Origin of the sequence: Streptomyces sp. NPDC005899 (genome assembly GCF_040629645.1) — a bacterium.
GTDB lineage: Bacteria > Actinomycetota > Actinomycetes > Streptomycetales > Streptomycetaceae > Streptomyces.
In genome coordinates this window covers 1-7680 of sequence record NZ_JBEXWB010000309.1, presented here as the reverse complement: position 1 = coordinate 7680, position 7680 = coordinate 1, and the positions used below count along the sequence as shown (strand labels likewise).

Here is a 7680-nt window from a genome sequence, read left to right as displayed (position 1 = left end):
CGGCCGTCGCCTCCCTGCGGGCCGTGCTGGACGAGGCGGCGGCACGCGGACTGCCGATGCTGTTCGGGCAGGTGTCGGTGGACCTGCTGCGGGCGCCCGCCTCGGCCGCGGAGGCGTGGGTGGACTTCGAGCTGCGGCCGGCGGAGTACTACGGCCTGCTCGCCGAACTGTCCTCGGCCGAACCCGACCGGGACGCGGCCGAGGGGTTCCTGCCCGCGGACATCGCGGACCGCGTGCGGGGGCTGCGGCTCGACGACACGCACCTGCGGGTCTCGTTGCGCGGCTACCAGTCCTTCGGCGCGCGTTTCGCACTCGCCCAGAAGCGGGTCATCCTCGGGGACGAGATGGGACTCGGCAAGACCGTCCAGGCCGTCGCGGCGCTCGCCCACCTCGCCGCGCGCGGCGAGTCCCACTTCCTCGTGGTGTGCCCGGCGAGCGTGCTGATCAACTGGGGGCGGGAGATCCGGGCCCGCTCCACGCTGCGGGCCGTGCCGGTGCACGGTGCCGGCCGGAGGGAGGCGTTCGAGGAGTGGCGGGAGGCCGGCGGGGTCGCGGTGGCCACCTTCGACGCGTTGCACGGCCTGCCGGACGGGCCCGGTTGCGGCGTCCGTCCCGGCATGGTCGTCGTGGACGAGGCCCACTTCGTGAAGAACCCCGCGACCCGGCGCGCCCGTGCGGTGGCCGGCTGGACCGGACACACCGACCGGGCCCTGTTCCTGACCGGCACTCCGATGGAGAACCGGGTCGAGGAGTTCCGGAGCCTGGTGCGCCAGTTGCGCCCGGAGCTGGACCGGGCCGTCACCGCGACACACGGCGCCGCCGGCTCGCAGGCCTTCCGCAGAGCCGTCGCCCCGGCCTACCTGCGGCGCAACCAGGACGACGTCCTCGGTGAACTGCCCGCCCTGGTAACGGCCGACGAGTGGCTGGAGTTCTCCGCCGCCGACCTGGAGGTGTACCGCGAGGCGGTCGGCGCGGGCCACTTCATGCGGATGCGCCGTGCCGCGTACGCCCGCCCCGCGACGTCGGCGAAGCTCAACCGCCTGCGCGAACTGGTCGCGGAGGCGGAGGTGAACGGGGCCAAGGTCGTGGTCTTCTCGTACTTCCGCGACGTGCTGGAGACCGTCCGTGACGCCTTGGGGCACCAGGTGTCCGTTCCCCTCTCGGGCAGCGTTCCGGCGGCCCGCCGGCAGGAGGTGGTCGACGCGTTCGCCGCGGCGGACGGCCATGCGGTGCTGCTCGCCCAGATACAGGCCGGCGGCACCGGGCTGAACATCCAGGCGGCCTCGGTCGTCGTCCTGTGCGAGCCGCAGATCAAGCCCACGACGGAACGCCAGGCCGTGGCCCGGGTGCACCGCATGGGGCAGATACGGCCGGTCCACGTCCACCGGCTGCTCGCGGCGGACAGTGTCGACCAGCGGCTGCTGGACATCCTGGCGCGCAAGGACCGGCTGTTCGACGCGTACGCACGGCGCAGTGAGGTCGCCGAGGCGACACCCGACGCCGTCGACGTGTCGGCAGGGGCGCTGGCCCGGCGCATCGTCGAGGACGAGCAGCGGCGGCTCGCGGCCGGGGCGGGCCCGCCGGGGTGAACCGGCGGGGCGCGTGGGTGCCGGCGGAGGTGCGGCGCCTCGCCGGCTCAGTGCGTGTGCCCGCTCGCCGCGCCCGCCACGTGGTGCGGTTCGTACCCCGGGACCGTTCCGTCGGGCTTGGCCACCAGCAGCAGCCCGGCCATCCCCATGTCGGAGTGGCTCTGGACGTGGCAGTGGTACATCCAGGCCCCGGCACCCACGTGTTCACCCGCGATGATCTGGAAGCCGAAGGAGTCGGCGGGGCCGCAGATCTTCGTGTCGACGACGCGGCTGGGGTCGTCGGGGCCGGTGAGCGTCCCGGTCCGGTTGTCCGCCCAGCGGTGCCCGTGGATGTGGAACGTGTGGTAGTACTCGCCGTGTGTGATCATGACGACCTCGACCCGGTCGCCCACGGTGACCTCGAAGTCGGGGCTCTCGCCCGCGGGCCTGTTGTTGATCGTCATGTCGTTGAAGACGATGGTGATCGTCCTGTCCGGCAGGACGTCCCCCTCGCGCCTGACGACGACGGGGCCGTACAGCCCCTTGCGGATGCCTCCGGTGCCGTGGTCGGTGCCGACGACGTGGTCGTGGTAGTGCCAGTACCCGGCGCTGCCCGCCTGCCAGGTCCCGTCCTTGCGGCGTCCGGGTGCGCGGGTGCGCCAGGTGTACGTACGGGTTCCGCCCGGTTCGACGTGGCTCCGGTTCATCCGGGTGCCGTCGCTCGCGATGTCGTAGTCGACGCCGTGCACGTGGAGGCTGGCGTCGACGTCCGTGGTGTTCTCGAACTCGATGTGCAGCGTGTCGCCCTCGGTGATCTCGATGAGGGGGCCGGGGATCGTGGCTCCACCCTTCTCCAGGCCGTACCCCATCCGGCCGTCGGCCAGCTTCTCCGCGTACAGCTTCAGGTGGCGGACCACGCCTCCCGCCGGGGCGGTCCTGGCGGGGTTCTCGGCCGAGGTGGCCTGGACTGCGCCGAGCGACATCGATGTCACCCCGGTCGCCGCCGCCACCCCGCCGCCCACGAGCATCCGCCGGTTGAAGGTCCTTCGGTCCATGTCGAACTCCCCAGTGCGAGAAGGAAACTGACGGGTCGATCCCCGGGACGGCCCACACCGTAGCCGCGTCGCCCTCGTTTATCCACACTCAGGACAAAGTTCGTTCGGATGCTGCCGCGGCTATTGGCGTGCCACGAAAAGGGGTCTAGCTTCGTGCGCTGTCGCAGTGACCACGAAGGCCCGTCGGCAGCGAACCGGACAGGTGCGGTGATGCGGAGGAACGCGGTGACCGAGAAACGCAGTGAACCAGGAAGTGAAGTGAGCGAAGAGGGGTGGGTGACCACATGCAGCGCACACCACATCAACGGTCCGGGTCGCGACGGGGGACGGCGGCGGCGATCGCGGCCGGCGCACTGACCGCGTCCCTGCTGGGCGGCAACGCCGCCGATGCCAGGCCCTATCCGGATCCGGCACCGCGGGAGCGGATGGCGACAACGTTGTCCCTTCCCTCGCCACCGGGCGGGGCCGATGTCAAGGTGCTGGTCTTCCACGGGTCGGCGGGCGAGGAGCCGCCGACCGTGGACGCGGGGATCGCCGCCGTCGAGAAGATCGGGCTCAGCGGGCCGGCGGCCGGGCGCTTCAAGACCGTGGCCACCGACGACGCCTCCGTGTTCACGAACGGCAAGCGGCTCGGCAGGTACAACGCCGTCGTCTTCCTGACCGGTGGCGGCGACGTCCTCACCCCGGAGCAGGAAGCGGGCCTCGAGGCGTACATGGAGGCGGGCGGCGGCTTCCTGGGCATCCATGACGCGGCGCGCACCGAACCGTACTCCGACTGGTTCACGGGACTCGTCGGGGCCCGTCCGGCCGCGGACAGCCCGACGGGGGTCCAGCGCGCCACCGTGGAGGTCGGCGACCGGCAGCACCCGGCGACGAAGAACCTCCCGCTGGAGTGGAAGCGCCCCGACACGTGGCTGAACTGGAAGGACAACCCGTCCGGCGACGTGCACACGGTGGCGCGGGTGCGCGAGCTCACCTACACCCCGGGCAGGAGCGCCAACGGCTGGGACCACCCGGTCTCCTGGTGCCGTGACTACGACGGCGGACGTTCCTTCTACACCGCCATGGGCGGTACGGCGGCGAGCTTCGCCGAGACGGACTTCCGCGAGCACCTGCGCGGCGCGCTGGCCTGGACGAGCCGCGTCTCGCAGGCCGACTGCAAGGCCACCATCGACTCCAACTACGCGGCGGAGCGGCTGACCCGGCCCAACCAGCCCGGCCGGAACGACCAGATCGGTGAACCGCACGGCCTGGTGACCGCGAAGGACGGGCGGGTCTTCTACATCGGCCGGGGCGGCGCGGACAGCAGCGTGCCGGTGGTCACCGACTGGAACGACCCGGACGTCGGCAAGGGCGACGGGGAGATCCACGTCTACGACCCCGCCACCGAGAAGGTCACCCTCGCCGGCCGGTTGAGCGTCTTCGGCAACAAGGGCGGCGGCGACGAGCTGGTCAAGGTCGAGGAGGGTCTGCTCGGCATCGAGCTGGACCCGGACTTCGCCACCAACGGCTGGGTGTACCTCCATTACACCCCGCACGCGAAGATCGACCGCGACAGGCGGACGGCCGTACGCCAGGTCTCCCGCTTCACCTTCGACCACGCCACGGAGAAGCTCGACATGGCGTCCGAGAAGGTGCTCCTGCACTGGCCGGTCCAGATCCACAGCTGCTGCCACGCGGGCGGCGGGATGGCGTGGGACTCGAAGGAGAACCTCTACATCGCGACCGGCGACAACAACTCCTCGGGGTTCAGCGACGGTTACTCCGGGAACAACCCGCAGCCCAACTACAAGGGCCTGTCCTTCGCCGACGCCCGCCGCACCGCCGGCAACACCAACAACCTCAACGGCAAGATCCTGCGGATCCACCCCGAGGACGACGGGACGTACTCGCTGCCCGCGGGCAACCTCTTCACCGGCAGGGAGCCGGACGAGGGCGGTGGCAAGACCCGGGGCGAGATCTACGTGATGGGCGTCCGCAACCCGGCCCGCATCGCCGTCGACCCGGCGACCGACACGCTGTACGCCGGCTGGGTCGGTCCCGACGCGGGCGCACCCAGCACCACCTGGGGCCCGGCCAAGTACGACACGTTCGCGGCGATCACCAAGGCGGGCAACCACGGCTGGCCCTACTGCATGGGCAACAAGCAGCCCTACCGCGACCGGAATCTGCCGGACCCGTCCAAGCCCCTGGACTGGTACGACTGCGACGCGCCGAAGAACGAGTCGCCGAACAACGACGGTCTGGTCGACCTGCCGCCGGTGACCGGCAACACCATCTGGTACTCGCCCCAGGGAGGCGGCGTCGACTACCCGCGCGACGCGAACGGCGTCCCGAGCTACAGGATCGGCGACCAGAAGGAGCTCCTGCCCTGGCTCAAGGGCGGTGGCCAGGCCACGATGAACGGCCCGGTCTACCGGTACGACGCCGCGAGCGGCAGCACCGCCAAGTGGCCCTCGTACTGGGACGGCAAGTGGTTCGTGGGTGACTTCTACGACGACACCCAGCCGCGCCACGCCGTGCTCACCGACCCGAGGACGGTCGGCAAGGGCGGGCTCCCCACCCACGCCGAGTCCCTCAAGAAGATCGTCCCGGTCGGCGCGGACGGCATCCGCAACCTCATGGACTGGAAGTTCGCCCCGGACGGGTCCCTGTACGTCCTGGACTACGGGCGCGGCTTCTTCACCTCCGACTCCAAGTCCGCGCTCTGGCGCGTGACGTACAAGGGCGGCGGCCCGACCCCGGCCGTCGCGGACCTGGCACGGAAGGCGGCAGCGCAGTGAGGCACCCATCGCTCCTCCCGCGGCGGCGGTACCGGCCCGTCAGGGTGTGGCTCGCCCTGCTCGGTTCGTTCCTGACGGTCCTCGGGCTGACGTCGACGGCAGCCTACGGACGCGAGGACGACGGGGCTGGCGCCGCGGCCGGCCAGGTCCTCGACTGGACCGCCGGTGATCCCATCGACCACTACCTGTCGGCGCCGAAGACCGCCGTGGCGGGCGCCGCGACCATCGTCTTCGAGAACAGCGCGGCCACGGGCAACACGACGGGCATGCCCCACACGCTGACCTTCGGCGTCTCCGACCCCGAGTACAACAGCGACGTCCAGGTGAACATCCTGGCCAACCCCGGCGACAGCGCGGGCGGCAGGCACAGCGTCGAGGTCACCCTCACGCCCGGCCGGTACTTCTACCACTGCACGATCCCGGGCCACGGGTCGATGCAGGGCATCCTCACGGTGACCGAGGGAGGTGGTGGCGGCGAGGACACCACCGCTCCCGGGACCTCCGCGACGGTGGACGGCGACAGGAACGCGGACGGCGCCTACGTCGGCCAGGCCACCGTCACCGTGTCGGCGACCGACGCGGACTCGGGCGTCGGCACCGTCGAGTACGCCCTCGGGGCCGACGGTGCCTGGCAGCCCTACACCGCGCCGGTCGTGGTGAACGGGGTGGGCGCGCACACCGTCCGCTACCGCGCCACCGACAAGGCGGGCAACGCGGCTGCGGAGAAGTCCGTCGACTTCACCGTCGCGGCGCCACCCACGGACGACGGGACCCCGCCGGAGACGTCGGCGACCGTCTCGGGCGAGAAGGACGACGCGGGGGCCTATCTCGGCATGGCCACCGTCACGGTGACCGCGTCCGACACCGGCTCCGGCGTCGGCACCGTCGAGTACGCCCTCGGGGCCGACGGTGCCTGGCAGGCGTACACCGCGCCGGTGATGGTGCACGAGGTGGGCGCGCACACCGTCCGCTACCGCGCCACCGACAAGGCGGGCAACGCCGCGGCGGAGAAGTCCGTCGGCTTCACCGTCGTGGAGCCCCCGTCGCAGGACAGGACACCGCCCGTGACGTCCGTGGCGGTGACGGGCGACAAGAACTCGGACGGCGCGTTCATCACCGGCGCCGAGGCCACCGTCACCGCCACCGACGCCGACTCGGGTGTCGACAAGGTCGAGTACTCCCTCGACGGCGGCCCGTACCTGGCCTACTCCTCCCCCGTCATCGTCGACCGCGTCGGCCGCCACACCTTCGCCCACCGGGCCACGGACAAGGCGGGCAACACCTCCGAGGCGAAACGCGCCTCGTTCACCGTCGCCGAGAGCGGGGGTGTCCCGGCGCCCGACTGCCCCGAGTACGACGAGCGGCTCACGGTCATCGTCGGGACGGTCGACACCGGCGTCCCCAACCGGCTGACCGGCAACCGCTGCACGGTCAACGAGCTGATCGAGGACGAGAAGGACTGGTCCTCGCACGCCCTGTTCCTCAAGCACGTCGACACGGTCCTGGACAGGCTGCTGCGCGACGGCGTCATCGACGCCCGTGAGCACAGGAGGATCTACAGGGCGGCCAAGCAGTCCGGCATCGGCCGCCCGGGCCAGGACGAGGGCTACCGCAAGCTCTTCGACGGCACGGCCGGCTCCCTCGCCGGGTGGGAGCAGGTCGGCGGGGGGAAGTTCACCCTCGACGAGGAGGAGGGCGCGATCACCAGCTCGGCCACCGTGGACGGCATGGGCATGCTGTGGTTCCCGGCGCGGCAGTACGGGGACTTCTCGCTGCGGCTCCAGTGGCGGGACGACGCTCCCGGCGCGGGCAACGCCAACGGCGGAGTCTTCGTCCGCTTCCCGAACGTCCACGACCACCCGGAGGAGTCACGCCCGGAGTGGGTCGCCATCAAGTACGGCCACGAGATCCAGGTCAACGACCGGCCCGACGGCGACATGTACAAGACGGGCTCCCTCTACGGCTTCGACCGGGTCGGTCTCGGCGGCGCCGGGGTCACGCCCAAGGGCACCTGGAACGACTACGAGATCCGGGTGGTCGGCCAGCACTACTCCGTCCTCCGCAACGGCGTCCTGATCAACGAGTTCGACAACGACGGCGGTCAGCTCTTCCAGCCGCCGCGGGACGACGACCCCGGCACCGACGGCCGGCGCTACGCCTCCGGCTACGTGGGGCTCCAGGTCCACAGCACCACGGACGTGATCTCGTACCGCGACATCCGCGTGAAGGAGTTGTAGGGGCGAGGCACACTCAGGCGGCCGCCCGGGTGCCGGT

General features: G+C 71.4%; 4 protein-coding genes. 3 read left to right on the top strand and 1 reads right to left on the bottom strand.

Going from position 1 to position 7680, the window contains the following annotated elements:
* Positions 1–1589, top strand: a 1589-nt coding sequence (locus ABZ371_RS25915; protein ID WP_358683824.1) for a DEAD/DEAH box helicase, incomplete at its 5' end; no start/stop codon positions are given.
* 47 nt (positions 1590–1636) lie between these two features.
* On the opposite strand, the gene ABZ371_RS25910 is transcribed toward ABZ371_RS25915, so the two are convergent.
* A complete protein-coding gene (locus tag ABZ371_RS25910) occupies positions 1637–2623 on the bottom strand; it encodes a multicopper oxidase domain-containing protein (protein WP_358683821.1) in 987 nt (328 codons plus the stop codon).
* 284 nt (positions 2624–2907) lie between these two features.
* On the opposite strand from ABZ371_RS25910, the gene ABZ371_RS25905 reads away from it, so the two are divergent.
* Together ABZ371_RS25905 and ABZ371_RS25900 are read left to right on the top strand one after the other, a co-directional pair.
* Positions 2908–5406 (top strand): ThuA domain-containing protein, encoded by a 2499-nt coding sequence (locus ABZ371_RS25905; protein WP_358683820.1) that lies wholly within the window; start codon positions 2908–2910, stop codon positions 5404–5406.
* The gene (locus ABZ371_RS25900; protein ID WP_358683818.1) at positions 5403–7643 is read left to right on the top strand and encodes a family 16 glycoside hydrolase; all 2241 of its coding nucleotides are present in this window, start codon (positions 5403–5405) and stop codon (positions 7641–7643) included. The genes ABZ371_RS25905 and ABZ371_RS25900 overlap by 4 nt, the downstream gene beginning before the upstream one ends.
* Positions 7644–7680 lie beyond the last annotated feature (37 nt).

What these genes read in the sequence shown, in the direction of transcription:
- ABZ371_RS25910 (WP_358683821.1), bottom strand. Translation starts at nt 2,623, where the DNA reads ATGGACCGAAGGACCTTCAACCGGCGGATGCTCGTGGGCGGCGGGGTG.
- ABZ371_RS25905 (WP_358683820.1), top strand. Translation starts at nt 2,908, where the DNA reads ATGCAGCGCACACCACATCAACGGTCCGGGTCGCGACGGGGGACGGCG.